Genomic DNA, 15,865 nt, shown 5'->3' with positions numbered 1-15,865 from the left:
CGATGACGCTTACACGCAATCTTGCGGCCATCGCCGGGGGGCTGGCCGCCACCATATCGTCCGCCGGCCCCGCGCTGGCGCAGGCCGCCGCGCCGGTGCGCGCGCCCGCCGCGGAGGTCGCCGCGACGATGGTCAACAAGGGCGATACCGCCTGGATGATGATCTCCGCCGCGCTGGTCTTGCTGATGTCCGTGCCCGGGCTGGCGCTGTTCTACGGCGGGCTGGTCCGCACCAAGAACATGCTCAGCATCCTGATGCAGGTGCTGATGATCGTTTGCGTCGCCAGCCTGGTGTGGGTGTGCTGGGGCTACAGCATGGCCTTTACCAGCGGTAACGCCTTCGTCGGCGGCTTTTCGAAGATGTTCCTGAACGGCGTGACCGCCACGTCGGTCGCCGCGACCTTCTCGAACAACGTCTACATCCCCGAATATGCGTTCATCGCGTTCCAGATGACCTTCGCGTGCATCACGCCCGCGCTGATCGTCGGCGCCTTCGCGGAGCGGGTAAAGTTCACGCCGCTGCTGGTCTTTGTCGTGCTGTGGCTGACGATCGTCTATTTCCCGATGGCGCACATGGTCTGGTACTGGGCTGGCCCGGATTACCTGGCCGACTCACCGGCCGACGCCGGGCTGCTCTACGGCTGGGGCGCGCTGGACTTCGCGGGCGGCACCGTGGTGCACATCAACGCCGGGATTGCCGGGCTGGTCGGTTGCCTGATCATCGGCAAGCGTCACGGCTACAAGTCGGAACCGATGCCGCCGCATTCGCTGACCATGACGATGATCGGCGCGTCGCTGCTGTGGATCGGCTGGTTCGGGTTCAACGCCGGCTCCAATCTGGAAGCCAATGGCGTTGCCGCGCTGGCGTTCGTCAACACCTTCGTCGCCACCGCCGCCGCGGCAGTCGCATGGGCGGTGATCGAACAGATCGTCCACAAGAAGCCCTCGTTGCTGGGCGGCGTGTCGGGGGCGGTCGCCGGCCTCGTCGCGATCACGCCCGCGGCGGGCTTCGCCGCGCCGATGACGTCGATCCTGATCGGTCTGGCGGCCAGCGCCCTCTGCTTCTTCTTCGTCACCACGGTGAAGAACAAGCTCGGCTATGACGACACGCTTGATGTGTTCGGCATCCACTGCGTCGGCGGCATTCTGGGCGCGATCGCCACCGGCATCGTCGCCGACCCAGCGCTCGGCGGGCAAGGCTTCTTCGATTACACGAAGTTCCCGGTCGTCGCCGGCCAGTACGACATGGCGGCGCAGGTGTTCACCCAGGTCAAGGCCGTGGTGCTGACGCTGGTGCTGTCGGGCGGCGTCTCGGCGGTGCTGTTCTACGGCATCAAGGCGACGATGGGCCTGCGCCCCTCGCTGGAGGTCGAGGTCGAGGGTCTCGACATCAACGAGCATGGCGAGCGCGCCTATAATTACTGACGAGTTTCGCGGGGGCGACGACGGTCGCCGCCCCCGTCACCGATGTTCCTCCTGCGGACAACACTACGGCCCGGCGCGGCAACGCGACCGGGCCGCTTTTTATGCTGCACCCATGCTGCGCCGCAAGATGACAGGCGACGCCCCGGACGCTATATAAGGATTGGCGTCGGGCGATCCCGTACGAACGAGACCCCGGCTCCGAAAGAGAGAGGATGGGTCATGACGACGATCAGGAACGCCGGACATCATGGAGCGGTCGCCGCAGGGTTGGCCGCGATGTTCACCGCCGCGGTGCTGGGTGCGCAACTTGCCGCCAACGGGCTGATCTATATCGGCGGGATGCTGATGCGATAAGCCGGTGCCGCCTGCGTCAACGTGGTAGGCGGATCTCGAACAGCGAGGGCCATCGCTTGCCGGTGACGAACAGTCGCCGGCCCTTGGCGTCCCACGCGATGCCGTTGGCGACCGCCTCCGGATCGCGCGCGCCGATTTCCGCGACGATCGCACGCAGGTCGATCACTCGCGTCACCACGCCGCTCGCCGGATCGATGCGAACGATGAACGGCTGGTGCCACACGTTCGCCAGGATCGCGCCGTCGACCATCTCCAGCTCGTTGATCTGGTCCAGCGGCCGCCCGGCGAAGGTGACGGTCACCGTGCGGCGGACCTTCATCGTCGCGGGATCGTGAAAGAACAACGTCGCGCTGCCATCCGACCGGATCAACGAGGTCGCGTCGGCGGTCAGCCCCCAGCCCTCGCCCGCATAACGCATCGTGCCGAGCGGCTTCAGCGTCGCCGCCGACCAGCGGTGCGCCACGCCGTCGTGCCACGTGAGGCTGATCGCCTCCCGCTTCCACAGCGCCAGCCCCTCGCCGAATTGGGCGGCGGGGATCGTGCGGCGCAGGCGGACGCGCCCGCTGGCCAGATCGACGCGGCGGACGTCCGACCGCCCCTCCAGCCCGACGCTCTCGACCAGCGCGTCATTGTCCCACACCAACCCCTCGGTAAAGGCCTCGCGGTCGTGGGGGTGGCGGCGCACCACGACCGGCACGACCAGTGCGGGCTGGCGCACCGCGGCCGCGCGGGCGGCGGCTTGTGGAGGGCGCGCACTCGCCGAACCGGTCAGCGCGAGGAGCGGCAGGAATAGCCAACGGGACATGGTGAAGCGGTACGACGCCACGTCGCGCGGGGCAATCGGCCTGCCGCGCCGGCGGGCGGACATGTCGCTCACCCCGACTTGGTCGTGGCCGCGACCGGGATCACCGTGGCCGTGCCCGTATTGTTGATCGAGACCACCCATGGCGTCCCGTCCTCGCACGTCGCGACCCACGCCGGATTGCCCTGCACCGCCGGTGCCGAAGCCGACCGCGCCACGCCCTGGCACGCCCGTCCCGCATCGCTGATCGCGCGAAAGAGGACCGCGTTACGCTCCTTCTCGTTCAACTGTTCGATCCGCGCCAGATAATCGCCGCCGGCCGCATTGTTGGCGACGGCCCGCGTCTCGTCGCCGGTCGATCCGCACGCGGCCAGCGACAATGGCAGCAGGGCGACGATCGCGGTACGGTGAATCATGAACGGCCTTTCGACGATGATTGCGCTTCCTTAACGAGTTTGACGGCATCGGGTTGCGGTCGTCGCGGCTATGATCGGGCCGATAGCGATTCGCGAGGGGTATGGTGATGCGGGGACAGCGGACGATCGGCATGGTGGCGGCGGTGGCGATGCTCGCCGGGTGCGGCGGCGGCGACGGCGGCACCATGCGCTCCAGCGTCACGGCCGCGGGCGGCGGCGATGCCGGTACGGCCGGCGTGGTGACGCCACCGGCCAGCGGCTGCTCGCTGCTCGCGCGCCAGAACTGGCTGTTCGCGCAGATGAACGAATCGTATCTCTTCCCGGAAACGCTGCCCGCCAGCCTCAGCCCGGCTCCGTTTGCAACCGCACAAGGCTATCTCGACGCGCTGACCGAAACCGCCCGGCGGCAACGCAAGGACCGGTTCTTCACCTATCTCACGTCGGTCAGGGAGGAGAACGCCTATTACGCCTCCGGCGCCACCGCCGGGCTGGGCTTCAGGCTGGCATTCGACGCCAGCAACCGCCTGTTCGTCACAGAGGCGTATGAGAACGCACCCGCGCTGACCGCCGGTATCGACCGCGGCACGCAGATCGTGGGTATCGGCACCACCGCCGCAACGGTCCGGACGGTCGCCGACCTCCTGACCGCCGGCGAGGCCGCGCTCGACACCGCGCTCGACGTATCGACCCGCGGTACGGTGCGCGTCCTGCGCATCGCCGATGGCACCGGCACGCGCGACGTGACGGTGACCAGCGCGGACTTCGCGATCGCACCGCTATCGTCCCGTTATGGCAGCCGGGTGATCGACGACGCAGGACGCAAGGTCGGCTACCTCAATCTGCGCACCTTCATCGACACCGCCGACGATCAGCTGCGCGCCGCCTTCGCCACGTTCCGCGCGCAGGGCATCACGGAGGTGATCGTCGATCTGCGCTACAATGGCGGCGGCCTGCTCTCCACGGCCGAAACGTTCACCGACCTGCTCGGCGCGAACCGCTCCACGTCCGACGTGCAGGCCTACACCACGTTCCGCCCCTCGCTATCGAGCCGAAACCAGACGCGCCGTTTCCAGTCCGAGGCGCAGGCGATCGCCCCGACGCGCATCGCGTTCATCGGTACCGGGCAGACCGCCTCCGCCAGCGAATATGTCATCAACGCGCTGATCCCCTATTTGCGCGGCGACCTCGCGCTGGTCGGCAGCAACACCTATGGCAAGCCGGTCGGCCAGATCGCGATCGACAATCCGTCGTGCAGCGACGATCGCCTGCGCCCGGTCGCCGTGGCGCTGCAGAACGCCGCGCGGCAGGGCGACTATTTCGATGGCCTCGCCACCAAGGTGGAGGCGAGCTGTCAGGCGACCGACGATATCACCCGGCCGTTGGGCGATGCGGGGGAGGCATCGGTGCGCACCGCGCTCAGCTGGCTGGCCGGGCGCGGTTGCACGCCGATCGGCGCCAGCGCCTCGACGTCGCGCACCACGCTGCTATCCGCATCCGCCCGACGGCCGTTGCTCGCGGCCAGCCCCAATGCCGCACAGCGCGAAATGCCCGGTCTATACTGACGGGCGGATCGACGCGCAGGTCGAGCGGCGACGCCTAGTCCTTCCAGCCCCAGTAAAGCTGCGCCGGCGGTACGTTCCACCATTCCATGTCATGGTCGATGCGCTCGAAATGCGGCGCGATGAAGTCGCGGACCTTCGGGCTGAACTGATAGACCAGGAACGCGCCGCCGACGCGCAACGCCCGCTGCGTGGCCGCGGCGATCGCCGGGCCGACGCCATCGGGCAGGGTCGAGAACGGCAGGCCCGACAGCACGTAATCGGCCGCTTCATGCCCGTGTTCGGCAACGATCCGCTCCACGTCCGCCGCCGATCCGTGCACCGCGACGAAGCGCGAATCGGTGATCGTGTGGTCGAGGTAGCGGATGAAATCCTCGTTCGTGTCGATCGCGATCAGCATCGCGTCCGGGGCCATGCGCTCCAGAATCGGGCGGCAGAACGTGCCGACTCCCGGGCCGTATTCGACGAAAAGCTTGCAATTGGCCCAGTCGACCGGCCCCAGCATCCGCGCGATCAACCGGTCCGAGGACGGGATGATCGACCCGACCATCACGGGGTGCTTAAGGAAACCGGTGAAGAACATCTGCCACGGTCCGGGCACGCCGGCGGCTTTGCTGCGGTCGCGCCGCACGGCGTCGGTGGAACTGGTCATGTGGAAAAAACGGCTCCCGAACCCTGATGCGACGACGCTCTGGTGTCATCCTCATGACGAACGCCTTGCGGACGAAGCGGTTGCCATAGCCGGGTTGCGCCCCGCTCCCAAGAGCCTAATCGCCACGACGGCGGGACACACCGGGAGCAAGCAGCGATGCGCAAGCCGCAGGATACGACGTTCGCGCTGCTGTTCGCGGTGATGCTGACCATCGCGGCGGGCAACACCGCGCTGCAATCGGTGTTGCCCGCGCTCGGCCGATCGCTGGGCGTGCGCGATGCCGAAGTGGCGCTGGCCTTCTCCATTTCCGCCTTGTTCTGGGTGCTCGCCGCACCGTTCTGGGCCGATCGATCGCATCGCCACGGGCGGCGGGCGATGATCGTGCTGGGACTGTGCGGTTACATCGTCAGCCTGACGCTATGCGGCCTGTTCCTGCTGGCCGGGATCAACGGCTGGATCGGCGGCCCGCTGGCGTTCCTCCTCTTCATCGTCGGGCGCGTGATCTATGGCGCGACCGGTGCGGCCGCCCCGCCCGCGGTGCAGGCGCTGGTCGCGGGCAGCACCACCCGCGCGGAGCGGACGCGCGCGCTGACGCTGCTCGCCTCCGCCTTCGGGCTGGGAACGATCCTCGGCCCGGCGCTCGCCCCCTATCTGATCCTCGGGCGTGTCGGCCCGGTCGCGATCGGGCTGGCGGGACCGGCTTTCGTCTTCGCGCTGTTCGGGGTCGCGATGCTGGTCGCGGTGTGGCGGCGGCTGCCCGACGACCGCCGGCTGGAGGGCGATGCGCATGGCGCGGCCAATGCCTATCCGTCGATCGGCGGCCAATCGTCGGGCGCCAGCGTCACCGCCGCCGCGGCAGAGGCGACGGGGGCGGTGCGGATCGGCATGTTCGACGCGCGGATCAGGGCGTGGCTGCTCGTCGGGCTGGTGATGGGCCATGCGCAGGCGATGGCGGGGCAGGTGGTCGGCTTCCTCGTGATCGACCGGCTCGGCGTGCCGCCGGTCGAGGCGCTGGGCGCGACCGGGCTGGTCCTGATGACCGGCGCGGGTGCGGCGTTGCTGGCGCAATGGGGGCTGATCCCGCTGCTGGACCTCGCGCCGCGCGCGCTGGTGCTGGTCGGGCTGGTGCTGGCGGCGCTGGGCTGCTGGGCGACCGGCCATGCGACCACCCTGCCCGCGATCGCCAGCGGCTATGCGCTTGCCAGCCTGGGTTTCGGCTTCGTGCGCCCGGGCTTCACCGCCGGGTCGAGCCTGGCGGTCGGTGCACCGCTACAGGCATCGGTGGCGGGCAAGGTGACCAGCATCAGCGGCGCCAGCTTCGTCCTCGGCCCGTCGCTGGGCGTCGCCCTTTACGGCTGGGGGCATCCCGTGCCCTATGATGTTGCCGCCATCGCCTGCGCGCTGTTGCTGCCGTTCGCATGGCGCGCGGTCTGAGACGATATCGTCGGGGCGGGCGGGCGAGGCCCACCCCGACCGTCGTGCTTTACCCGATCTTGCCGCCGGGCCGCGCGGTCAGCTGCCCCGGCGCGATGAAGCCGATCGGCTGGATCGAATTGGCCTCCTGCTTCAGCCGCGCCGCCATCTGCTGGTAATCGCGCTCCACTTCCGGAGTCACGCTGGCGCGGCTTTCGTCCAGCGCGCGCTCGAAATGCGCGTGTCGTACCTCGCGGGTGTCGAGCGATTCGCGCAGCGCGATCAACCCGGCGCGCCGCACCACGTCCTCCAGATCGGCACCGGTGAACCGGTCCGCGCGCGCCGCCACCGCATCGAGATCGACGTCCGGTGCCAGCGGCATCTTCTGCGTCTGGATATCGAGGATGCGCCGACGCCCCGCGGCGCTGGGCACGCCGACGTAGATCAGCTCATCGAACCGCCCCGGCCGCAACAGCGCCGGATCGACCAGATTGGGCCGGTTGGTCGCCCCGATCACCACGACCGATTGCAATTCCTCCAGCCCGTCCATCTCCGCCAGGATCGTGTTCACCACCCGCTCGGTCACTTGCGGCTCACCCAGGCCGCCGCCGCGCGCCGGCACCAGCGAATCGAGTTCGTCGATGAAGATCACCGTCGGCGCCACCTGTCGCGCCCGCTGGAACAGCCGCGCGATCTGCTGCTCGCTCTCGCCATACCATTTGCTCAGCAAGTCGCTGGATTTGGTCGCGATGAAGTTCGCCTGCGCCTCGCGCGCCACCGCCTTGGCGAGCAACGTCTTGCCGGTGCCGGGCGGCCCGTACAACAGGAAGCCCTTCGCCGGGCGGATACCCAGCCGCCGGAACGCATCGGGCGTCTTCAGCGGCAGCTCGACGCCTTCCTTCAGCCGCATCTGCGCGTCGTCCAGCCCGCCGACGTCGGACCAGCGCGTGGTCGGCGCCTGCACCATCACCTCGCGCATCGCGCTCGGCTGCACGCGCTTGAGCGCCTCGGTGAAATCCTCGCGCGTCACCGCCAGCGTGTCCAGCACCTCGGACGGAACGGTTCGGTCCTCGAGGTTCAGCTTCGGCATGATCCGCCGCACCGCCTCGATCGCCGCCTCGCGGGTCAGCGCCGCCATGTCCGCCCCGACGAAGCCGAACGTCATCCGCGCCAGTTCGTCCAGGTCCACCCGGTCGCCCAGCGGCATGCCGCGGGTGTGGATGCCCAGGATCTCGCGCCGTCCGCGCTCGTCGGGGACGCCGACGATGATCTCGCGGTCGAACCGTCCCGGACGGCGCAGCGCCTCGTCCAGCGCCTCCGGTCGGTTGGTCGCCGCGATCACCACCAGATTGGCGCGCGCCTCCAGCCCGTCCATCAACGTCAGCAATTGCGCGACCAGCCGCTTCTCCGCCTCTCCGGACACTTGCCCGCGCTTGGGCGCGATCGAATCGATCTCGTCGATGAAGACGATCGACGGCGCGGCCTTGGTCGCTTCCTCGAACACCTGACGCAGCCGCTGCTCCGACTCGCCATATGCGGAGCCCATGATCTCCGGCCCGTTGATCAGGAAGAATTGCGCATCCGATTCGTTCGCCACCGCGCGCGCCAGCCGCGTCTTGCCGGTGCCGGGCGGCCCGTGCAGCAACACGCCCTTGGGCGGATCGACGCCCAGCCGCTGGAACAACTCGGGGTAGCGCAGCGGCAGTTCGACCATCTCGCGCAGTTGGTCGATGGTCGCCGCCATGCCGCCGATATCGTCATAGGTGACGTCGGCACGCCGCGTGGCCTGCGGCTCCTCATATTCGGGGCGCAGCTCGATCTCGGTGGTCTCGTCGATATGCACCACACCCTTGGGGCTGGCCGACACCACCAGCAGGCGGATCTCCTGCAAGGCATAGGCCGGCGCGTTGACGAACCGCTCCATTCCAGGCGGCATGTTCTGGACGCGCTGGTGCCCGGCGGTGGCGACGATATCGCCCGCGCACAGCGGTCGGCCGAAGAAGGTGCGCTTCAGCGCGCTGGTCGATCCCTGCAGGCGTAGATTCTGTTGCGCGGGGGCGAACACCACCCGCGTCGCCGGCTTCGATTCGGCGCGACGCACCTCGACGAAATCGCCCGATCCGACGCCGGCGTTGGCGCGCTGCAACCCGTCGATGCGGACGAGTTCCAGCCCCTCGTCCTCGGCGTAAGGGCCGATCGCGCGGGCCGGCGTCGTCTTCTTCCCGATGATCTCGACCACGTCGCCGTCGGTGATGCCCAGCGCGGCGAACACCGCACGCGGCAGATGCGCGACGCCGCGCCCGCTATCCTCGGGCCGCGCATTGGCAACCTGCAACTTCACCATCTTGTCGTCGGCATCCGCCATGTCTGTCCTTTCGCGGCTTGCAGCCGAGCGCAGGAGATAGGTGGCGGGTTCCGTCTTGCGAACCACCACCCGACGGACGAGGGACGAAAAAAAGGCCAGCCCCAAGGGGCCGGCCGTTTGAAGTTTTTAGGAGAGGATGCCTGAAAGGCCTGCTCTAGGTGAGGGAAGACGCCGGTCTTCGCAAGTGCAATATAGTAACGGCACAGTTGCGCTTTCCGCAATTGTCCATCCGATTGTGGTTTCGGATCGTGCCCGGATGCTGCATGATGCAGTGCAACAGCCACATTGGATCTGCCATGCGCCGCCTGCCGCCCCTTACTGCGATCGAGGCCTTCGTCGCCGTCGCGCGGCTCGGCTCGATCAAGGCCGCGGCGCAGGAACTGGCGTTGTCGCCGCCGGCGCTCAGCCGTCGTATCCAGACGCTCGAACGCTTCATCTCGCGCCCGTTGTTCGATCGTCGCCATCAGGCGATGGTCCCCAATGCCGATGGCGAGCGGTTGCTGGCGGCCATCGCTCCCGCGCTGGACGGCATGTCCGACGCGATCGAGGGGATGACCAGCGGCAACGACGTGCTGCGGCTGCGGCTGGGCGTCCTGCCGCTCTATGCATCGCAACGGCTGTTCCCGCGGCTGGGCGAGTTGCGGGCCGCGCATCCCGAACTCCACCTCGACATCGACACCGGCGGCAACGCGCTGGCGCGCCTCGGCGAGGGGCTGGACGCGGTGATCGTCGTCGCGCGGGAGATCGATCCGATGCTGTACGCCGAACGGCTCGACCGCAACATGGTCTATCCGATCGGCGCGCGTGCGCTGCTCGACGGCGACAAGCCGTTGCGCTCGCCCGAACAGATGCGCGGGCACAGCGTGCTGCTCCACCGCGACATGCCCGATACGTTCGCGGCGTGGAGCCAGGCGGCGGGCCATCCGGGGATGGAGCCGGTGGCGATCGATTATTTCGATACCGGCGTGCTGATCCTCGAGGCTGCGGCGCAGGGGCTGGGCGTCGCGTTCATGCACGAGAACCATTTCCAGGATGCCAACGACCCCCGGCTGGTGCGGTTGTTCGATATCGATGTGACCAGCCCGTACAGCTATTGGTTCGCGTGCCGTCCGCGCGCGTTACAGACCAAACCGGTCAAGATCTTCCGCGACTGGCTGATCCGCACCCTGCGTCAGGGGTAAGCCACGCCGCGCCCGTTCGTGGTGCCTGCGGCCCCTTCGGGGGTGGCTGTCCTGCACCGGTATCCGTGGCGACGGAAGCCTGTCCTACACCGCGCCGTTCGGGCATCCTGCGGTCATGCCACCGCTCCACGCCCGCCGTCCGCGCTTGTCACCCCGCGCGGATCGATGGCCGCGATTTCAGCGCCGACGTGGTGTGAGCTTTGTCAACTTCCAGCGTGCGACCCGCCCCGACGCCCTTGCGATCGGGGCGGGTCGAACCGCGTCAGGCCGCCTTCATCGAGACGATCTTGCCCGGGTTGGCCGGCGGTTCGCCCTTCGGCAGCGCGTCGATCAGCTCCATCCCTTCCGATACCTCGCCCCAGACGGTGTACTGGCCGTCGAGGAAGCGCGCATCGTCGAAGCAGATGAAGAACTGCGAATTCGCCGAATTCGGGTCCATCGTGCGCGCCATCGAACAGGTGCCGCGCACATGCGGCTCCTTGCTGAACTCCTGCTTCAGGTTCGGCTTGTCCGATCCGTGCATGCCCGTGCCGGTCGGATCGCCGCCCTGCGCCATGAAGCCGGGGATCACGCGGTGGAACACCACGCCGTCGTAGAAGCCGTCGTTCGCCAGTTCGGCGATGCGCGCGACATGTTCGGGCGCCAGATCGGGGCGCAGGCGGATGGTCACGTCGCCGCCGTCCAGCGTCATGGTCAGCGTGGAATAGGTATCGGTCACAGGCAGGTCCTTTCTTGCCGTATGCGCGCGCCCCTATCGGTCCCGCGCCCGACTGGCAAATGCCCGAAGCCCACGCTAGGTGCCGGAGCGTCGCGATGAAATTGGGAGCCGGCACATGAGCGAGACCGAGCTGACCGACGCGTACGAGGATCAGGACGACCAGCTGGACGAGGACGATCGGCTGAAACCCGAGTTCGTCCGGGCGGTGATCGACGCGGTGCAGGCCGGCGACGTCGCCGGCGCGCATTCGCTGGTCGAACCGCTCCACCCCGCCGACATCGCCGACCTGTTCGAGCTGACGCCGGAGGATTGCCGCCGCGATCTTGCCGCCGCGATCAGCGACCTGCTCGACGCCGACGTCTTCGCGGAGATGAACGACTATGTCCGCGAGGCGCTGATCGATGCGCTCGACGCGCGACAGGTCGCCGACATCGCCAGCGAACTCGACACCGACGATGCCGTCGCGATCATCGAGGACATGGAGCCGGAGGACCAGCGCGAAGTCCTGCGCGCGATGGAGCCGGACGATCGCGCCGCGATCGAGGAGGCGCTGTCCTATCCGGAGGAATCCGCCGGACGCCTGATGCAACGCGATCTGGTCGCGGTGCCCGAACATTGGACGGTCGGCGACGTGCTCGACTATCTGCGCGCCGACGAGACGCTGACCACCGATTTCTGGGAAATCTTCGTCGTCGATCCCACGCATGAACCGGTCGGCACCTGTTCGCTCAGCTGGATCCTGCGCACCCCGCGCAGCATCGCGATCGCCGACGTCATGCAGCGCGAACAGACGCTGATCCCGGTCGACATGGATCAGGAGGAGGTCGCGCTCCGCTTCCAGAAATACGCGCTGATCTCCGCCGCGGTGGTCGACGGATCGGGGCGGCTGGTCGGCATGATCACCGTCGATGACGTGGTGCACATCATCCAGCAGGAAGCGGGTGAGGATGCGCTGCGCCTGTCGGGCGCGGGCGAAGGCGACATCAACGAGCCGATCCGCTTCACGGTGCGCACCCGGTTGACGTGGCTGCTCATCAACCTGCCCACCGCGATGCTTGCCGCAACGGTCGTCGGGCTGTTCGACGAACGGATCGCGCGATTCGCGGTGCTGGCGCAATTGATGGGGATCGTCAGCGGGATGGGTGGCAACGCCGGTACGCAGACGCTGGCGGTGGTCGTCCGCGCGTTGGCCACCAACCAGCTGACCGGTTCGAACACGGTGCGGATGATCGTACGCGAACTGCGCATCGCCGCCAGCAACGGCGCCGGACTGGGGCTGCTGGTCGGGGCCGGATCCTATTTGTGGTTCGGCAACCCGGCGCTCTCGATCGTCTTTGCAATGGCGTTGTTTATCAATAACATAGTCGGCGGATTGGTGGGCGTTCTGGTGCCGGTCACGCTCGATCGCTTCAACGTCGACCCGGCGGTCGCCTCGTCGGTGTTCGTCACGACCTGCACCGATTCGCTCGGCTTCTTCTCGTTCCTCGGCCTCGCCGCCTTGTGGGGGCTTGGCGGTTAGCTTGGTCATGGCGAGGCAGCGCTCGCCATGACGCCAGCCGCGCTATCGCTCGCGCGTCGCCGCGAACTTCACCTTGGGATAGCGGTCCTGCACGTATCCGACTTCCCACGCGCTTTTGGCGAGGAACACCGGATTGCCGTCGCGATCCTTGGCCATGGCGGCGCGGTTCAGGTCGGTAAAGTTCTTCAGTTCGGCCGGATCCTCCGCCGATACCCAGCGCGCGGTATCGAACGGTGCCGGCTCCAGCGCGGCGGCGACCTTGTATTCCGCATCGAGCCGCGACAGCAGCACTTCCAGCTGAAGCTGCCCGACCACCCCGATGATCCAGTTGCTGCCGATCTCGGGATAGAACACCTGCGTCACACCTTCCTCGGCCATGTCGTCCAGCGCCTTGCGCAGCTGCTTGGTCTTGGTGAAATCCTTCAGCACCACCCGGCGCAGGATCTCGGGCGCGAAGTTCGGCAATCCCGTGAAGCGCACGTCGGCGCGCTCGGACAGCGTGTCGCCGACGCGCAGCGTGCCATGGTTGGGGATGCCGATGATATCGCCGGGAAACGCCTCGTCCGCGACCTCGCGGTTCTGCGCGAAGAACAGGATCGGCGAATGCACCGCGATCGGCTTGCCGTGTCCGCTCGGCGTCAGCTTCATGCCGCGACGGAACGTACCCGAACATAGCCGCATGAACGCGATCCGGTCGCGGTGCTGCGGGTCCATGTTCGCCTGTACCTTGAAGACGAAGCCGGTGACTTCCTTCTCGTCCGGAGACACCGGGGCCGGCTCGGCGGGCTGCGGCCGCGGCGGCGGCGCGTAACCCGACAGTGCGGCGATCAGATCGGCCGGGCCGAAATCCTTCAGCGCCGATCCGAAATATACCGGCGTCAGGTCGCCGTTGCGATATGCCTCGCCATCGAAGGCGGCGTAGCCGGCCTGCGCCAGCTCGATCTCCTCGGCGATCGCGGGCGGAAGGGTCGGCGCGTCTTCCAGTTTGCCCTGATACAGGCGGCTGTCACCTTCGGGACGCGCGATGCGATTGGTGGTCAGGTCGAGGATGCCCTCGAACGTGCCCCCCATCCCGACCGGCCATGTCATCGGGCAGACGTCGAGCGCAAGCATGTCGGCGATCTCGTCGAGCAGCTCGAACGGCGGGCGGCCCTCGCGATCGACCTTGTTGACGAAGGTGATGATCGGCACCGAGCGGAGCCGGCACACCTCGAACAGCTTGCGCGTCTGCGCCTCGATCCCCTTGGCGGCGTCGATCACCATCACCGCGGAATCCACCGCGGTCAGCGTGCGATACGTGTCCTCGCTGAAATCCTCGTGCCCCGGGGTGTCGAGCAGGTTGAAGGTGATGCCGCCGCTCTCGAAGGTCATGACGCTGGACGTTACCGAAATGCCGCGCTGCTGCTCGATCTTCATCCAGTCCGACCGCGCACGCCGATTCTGCCCGCGCGCCTTTACCTCGCCCGCCAGGTGGATCGCACCGCCGAAATAAAGAAGCTTTTCGGTCAGCGTCGTCTTGCCGGCGTCCGGGTGGGAAATGATCGCAAAGGTACGGCGGGGGGAAGTCATCGGGGATCCAGCAGAACAGGAGCGCACCGGCGCACCGCCGGCATGGAGCGCGCGCATAGCAGGACGCCGGGGCAAGGGACAGATGCGGGCGCCTGACGGATGAAGCCGGTGGCGCTGGCGCGGCATGGATGCGCGGTGGACGCGGATTGATGACGTCCAGTGGAGCGCTCAAGGCGGCCGCTCTCCGTCTTCACGCTTCGGCGTAGCGTCATGTCGGGATCGCACAGCCGTTGCGGAGGCAAGCAGGACGCCTGATCCAGGGAGGGTAGAGCGCGCTTCTTTGCTTGTCGGATCGCGGGTAATCGCATCGTCCCCGCCGGTGACCGCGACGTGCCGACACCTTTCCCGCTCCGCCCTCCGACCGGCGGTGTGGAAGGGTGATGGTCCCGACGAATTAGCGAAGAGCGCGCCGACGCAGAGGAACTCCGTTGACTTCGACTCCCGCCCTCGCCCCCCCCCCCGCGCGCGACGATCCGACACGGATTACCTACGTGACCGACCGAACGTATCCGGGTTGTCGACTGCTCGCCGACCGGCGACGGGCGGGCGGTTCGGCTGAAGGCTATAAGGCGGGTCACAGCGCTTCGGGTTCGATGGGAGGCACCCCGGCAACGCAAGCCTGTACGCGTCCGGGCGAGTGGCGATGCGACCGCCACCGCCCCGACGACCGACGACCGCTCCATCCAGCGTCATCACGGCCATTCCACATCCCGGACGCCGGCTAGCAGCGCCGAAACGAGAACGGCCCGCCCGGCAGGTGCCGGGCGGGCCGTCGATCGTTCACGAGAAAGGCGCTGGATTAGCTACCCGACTCGAGATTGACCGCCGCATACTTGCCGCGACGATCGACTTCGATCTCGAAGCTCAGGCGATCGCCCTCGTTCAGCGTCGGCATGCCGGCACGCTCGACCGCCGAGATATGCACGAATGCATCCGGCTGGCCATCGTCGCGCTGGATGAAGCCGAAGCCCTTCATGGCGTTGAAGAACTTGACGGTGCCCGTCGCCTTCTCACCGGTCAGCTCGCGCTGCGGTGCGCCGCCGGCGTTGCCGCGCGGTGCGCCACGCTCTGCGCCGCCGAAGCCGCCGTCACGCGGCGGTGCGCGGTCGGTCACGGCCATCGGCTCGCCGTCGATCTTCAGATCGGTCGCCGAGACGCGACCACCACGGTCGACCAGGGTGAAGCCGAGCGGCTGACCCTCGGCCAAGCCCGACAGGCCCGCTTGCTCGACCGCCGAGATGTGCACGAACACGTCTTCGCCGCCATCATCACGGACGATGAAGCCGAAGCCCTTCTGCCCGTTGAAGAACTTGACCACGCCGGTGCCTTCGCCAACGACCTGCGGGGGCATGCCGCCACCGCCGCCGCCGAAGCCGCGACCACCGCCGCCGCCGCTACCACCAAAGCCGCCGCCGCCGCCGCTGCGGAAACCACCGCCACCGCCGCCGCCGCCGAAGCCGCCGCCACCACCGCCGAAGCTACGACCGCCGCCGAAGCCGCCGCCGCGATCTTCAAAGCCGCCGCCGAAGCCGCCGCCACTGAAACCGCCGCCGCCGCCGCCGAAGTCGTCACTGCCGCCGCCGAAGCCATCGCGCTTGTCGCGCCCACGCCCGCCGCGCTGCCCGCGGCCGCCCTTGTCGTAACCCATAACCCTGTTCGTCTTCCCGGTCCGCCCGTACACTCTCATCAGGGCCACGCGCAGGACGGCGAACGCGGCTCCCTGGGTGCAGGACATGCTGCACCTCAAACACCCACATAGACCATCTTGCGCCGTCCTGCGAATCGTTTTGCGCATCTTTTCAGGCGCGGACCACCGATCGCCGCAAGTCGGTCGCATTGTTGCCACGTTCCGTCGCGCGGCACCAAGGACGCAGGAAGCGATTGAGGAGCGCG

At 67.9% G+C, this 15,865-nt stretch carries 13 protein-coding genes; 6 read left to right on the top strand and 7 right to left on the bottom strand.

What is annotated here, in order from left to right:
- Positions 1–2: 2 nt before the first annotated feature.
- A complete protein-coding gene (locus ASE95_RS07195; protein WP_056633845.1) occupies positions 3–1,424 on the top strand; it encodes an ammonium transporter in 1,422 nt (473 codons plus the stop codon).
- Positions 1,425–1,643: 219 nt separating this feature from the next.
- Positions 1,644–1,778 carry a hypothetical protein gene (locus ASE95_RS18430; RefSeq protein WP_268795813.1) on the top strand — a complete coding sequence of 45 codons (135 nt, stop codon included), beginning with the start codon at positions 1,644–1,646 and terminating at the stop codon, positions 1,776–1,778.
- Positions 1,779–1,794: 16 nt separating this feature from the next.
- Here ASE95_RS18430 and ASE95_RS07190 read toward each other — a convergent pair whose 3' ends face one another.
- Positions 1,795–2,583, bottom strand: a complete 789-nt coding sequence (locus ASE95_RS07190) for a glutaminyl-peptide cyclotransferase (RefSeq protein WP_056635871.1) — start codon at positions 2,581–2,583, stop codon at positions 1,795–1,797.
- A 68-nt stretch (positions 2,584–2,651) separates the two neighbouring features.
- Positions 2,652–2,996 (bottom strand): hypothetical protein, encoded by a 345-nt coding sequence (locus tag ASE95_RS07185; protein ID WP_056633842.1) that lies wholly within the window; start codon positions 2,994–2,996, stop codon positions 2,652–2,654.
- 107 nt (positions 2,997–3,103) lie between these two features.
- On the opposite strand from ASE95_RS07185, the gene ASE95_RS07180 reads away from it, so the two are divergent.
- The gene (locus ASE95_RS07180) at positions 3,104–4,558 is read left to right on the top strand and encodes a S41 family peptidase (RefSeq protein WP_327196704.1); all 1,455 of its coding nucleotides are present in this window, start codon (positions 3,104–3,106) and stop codon (positions 4,556–4,558) included.
- Positions 4,559–4,592: 34 nt separating this feature from the next.
- On the opposite strand, the gene ASE95_RS07175 is transcribed toward ASE95_RS07180, so the two are convergent.
- The gene (locus ASE95_RS07175) at positions 4,593–5,207 is read right to left on the bottom strand and encodes a class I SAM-dependent methyltransferase (RefSeq protein ID WP_056633839.1); all 615 of its coding nucleotides are present in this window, start codon (positions 5,205–5,207) and stop codon (positions 4,593–4,595) included.
- Positions 5,208–5,363: 156 nt separating this feature from the next.
- Between ASE95_RS07175 and ASE95_RS07170 the strand changes: the two genes are divergently transcribed.
- Complete coding sequence (locus tag ASE95_RS07170; protein WP_056633835.1) at positions 5,364–6,641, top strand: MFS transporter; 1,278 nt, start codon at positions 5,364–5,366, stop codon at positions 6,639–6,641.
- Between the two features lie 49 nt (positions 6,642–6,690).
- Here the strand turns inward: ASE95_RS07170 and ASE95_RS07165 are convergent, their stop codons facing one another.
- The gene (locus ASE95_RS07165) at positions 6,691–8,985 is read right to left on the bottom strand and encodes a CDC48 family AAA ATPase (protein ID WP_056635866.1); all 2,295 of its coding nucleotides are present in this window, start codon (positions 8,983–8,985) and stop codon (positions 6,691–6,693) included.
- 296 nt (positions 8,986–9,281) lie between these two features.
- On the opposite strand from ASE95_RS07165, the gene ASE95_RS07160 reads away from it, so the two are divergent.
- Positions 9,282–10,166, top strand: coding sequence for a LysR substrate-binding domain-containing protein (locus ASE95_RS07160; RefSeq protein WP_056635863.1), 885 nt, complete (start codon positions 9,282–9,284; stop codon positions 10,164–10,166).
- Positions 10,167–10,428: 262 nt separating this feature from the next.
- On the opposite strand, the gene ASE95_RS07155 is transcribed toward ASE95_RS07160, so the two are convergent.
- Positions 10,429–10,857 carry a peptidylprolyl isomerase gene (locus tag ASE95_RS07155; protein WP_056635861.1) on the bottom strand — a complete coding sequence of 143 codons (429 nt, stop codon included), beginning with the start codon at positions 10,855–10,857 and terminating at the stop codon, positions 10,429–10,431.
- Positions 10,858–10,999: 142 nt separating this feature from the next.
- On the opposite strand from ASE95_RS07155, the gene mgtE reads away from it, so the two are divergent.
- Entirely contained in the window at positions 11,000–12,403 is a 1,404-nt protein-coding gene (gene mgtE, locus ASE95_RS07150) for a magnesium transporter (protein WP_056633832.1), read from the top strand.
- A gap of 42 nt (positions 12,404–12,445) precedes the next feature.
- On the opposite strand, the gene ASE95_RS07145 is transcribed toward mgtE, so the two are convergent.
- Both ASE95_RS07145 and ASE95_RS18495 read right to left on the bottom strand, forming a co-directional pair.
- Entirely contained in the window at positions 12,446–13,972 is a 1,527-nt protein-coding gene (locus ASE95_RS07145; protein WP_056633829.1) for a peptide chain release factor 3, read from the bottom strand.
- Between the two features lie 799 nt (positions 13,973–14,771).
- Positions 14,772–15,620, bottom strand: a complete 849-nt coding sequence (locus tag ASE95_RS18495; RefSeq protein ID WP_056633826.1) for a cold-shock protein — start codon at positions 15,618–15,620, stop codon at positions 14,772–14,774.
- Positions 15,621–15,865: the final 245 nt, after the last annotated feature.

Source organism: Sphingomonas sp. Leaf231 (assembly GCF_001421995.1).
Lineage (GTDB): Bacteria > Pseudomonadota > Alphaproteobacteria > Sphingomonadales > Sphingomonadaceae > Sphingomonas.
This window is presented reverse-complemented; position numbering and strand designations above follow the sequence as displayed.

What these genes read in the sequence shown, in the direction of transcription:
- ASE95_RS07195 (WP_056633845.1), top strand. Translation starts at nt 3, where the DNA reads ATGACGCTTACACGCAATCTTGCGGCCATCGCCGGGGGGCTGGCCGCC.
- ASE95_RS18430 (WP_268795813.1), top strand. Translation starts at nt 1,644, where the DNA reads ATGACGACGATCAGGAACGCCGGACATCATGGAGCGGTCGCCGCAGGG.
- ASE95_RS07190 (WP_056635871.1), bottom strand. Translation starts at nt 2,583, where the DNA reads ATGTCCCGTTGGCTATTCCTGCCGCTCCTCGCGCTGACCGGTTCGGCG.
- ASE95_RS07185 (WP_056633842.1), bottom strand. Translation starts at nt 2,996, where the DNA reads ATGATTCACCGTACCGCGATCGTCGCCCTGCTGCCATTGTCGCTGGCC.
- ASE95_RS07180 (WP_327196704.1), top strand. Translation starts at nt 3,104, where the DNA reads ATGCGGGGACAGCGGACGATCGGCATGGTGGCGGCGGTGGCGATGCTC.
- ASE95_RS07175 (WP_056633839.1), bottom strand. Translation starts at nt 5,207, where the DNA reads ATGACCAGTTCCACCGACGCCGTGCGGCGCGACCGCAGCAAAGCCGCC.
- ASE95_RS07170 (WP_056633835.1), top strand. Translation starts at nt 5,364, where the DNA reads ATGCGCAAGCCGCAGGATACGACGTTCGCGCTGCTGTTCGCGGTGATG.
- ASE95_RS07165 (WP_056635866.1), bottom strand. Translation starts at nt 8,985, where the DNA reads ATGGCGGATGCCGACGACAAGATGGTGAAGTTGCAGGTTGCCAATGCG.
- ASE95_RS07160 (WP_056635863.1), top strand. Translation starts at nt 9,282, where the DNA reads ATGCGCCGCCTGCCGCCCCTTACTGCGATCGAGGCCTTCGTCGCCGTC.
- ASE95_RS07155 (WP_056635861.1), bottom strand. Translation starts at nt 10,857, where the DNA reads ATGACGCTGGACGGCGGCGACGTGACCATCCGCCTGCGCCCCGATCTG.
- mgtE (WP_056633832.1), top strand. Translation starts at nt 11,000, where the DNA reads ATGAGCGAGACCGAGCTGACCGACGCGTACGAGGATCAGGACGACCAG.
- ASE95_RS07145 (WP_056633829.1), bottom strand. Translation starts at nt 13,972, where the DNA reads ATGACTTCCCCCCGCCGTACCTTTGCGATCATTTCCCACCCGGACGCC.
- ASE95_RS18495 (WP_056633826.1), bottom strand. Translation starts at nt 15,620, where the DNA reads ATGGGTTACGACAAGGGCGGCCGCGGGCAGCGCGGCGGGCGTGGGCGC.